We start from the raw sequence: 285 nt of genomic DNA on the forward strand, positions 1-285 counted from the left end.
TGAAACCGTAAAGTACGCATCCGCTGCCGGGGACGCCAAGCGTTACCAGCGGTGAATGAAGTGTAAAAAGCTTCGGTTTGTCAGGAGGTTAGCGTAGATTCATCGCTCGCTTCCCTCGCTGGAAACGGCGGTTGACAAACACCAGGAAGTGCGTAGAATACGCCTTCCTCGCTGAGGCCCGCCAGTTCAACGGCAGCCCGGTTGCTTTCACAGCAACCACGCAGCGAAACCGCTCTTTAACAATTTGATCAGGTAATTCATGTGGGCGCTTGCTGATACGGTGAC

The 285-nt window shown here is 54.0% G+C and carries 1 protein-coding gene; it reads right to left on the reverse strand.

Features of this window, described 5'->3' with window-relative positions:
• Positions 1-88 precede the first annotated feature (88 nt).
• Positions 89-285, reverse strand: a 197-nt coding sequence (locus tag MLE19_RS22955; protein WP_240720628.1) for a hypothetical protein, incomplete at its 5' end; no start/stop codon positions are given.

Origin of the sequence: Vreelandella neptunia (genome assembly GCF_022489065.1) — a bacterium.
In the GTDB taxonomy this organism is placed as follows: Bacteria; Pseudomonadota; Gammaproteobacteria; order Pseudomonadales; family Halomonadaceae; genus Vreelandella; species Vreelandella neptunia_A.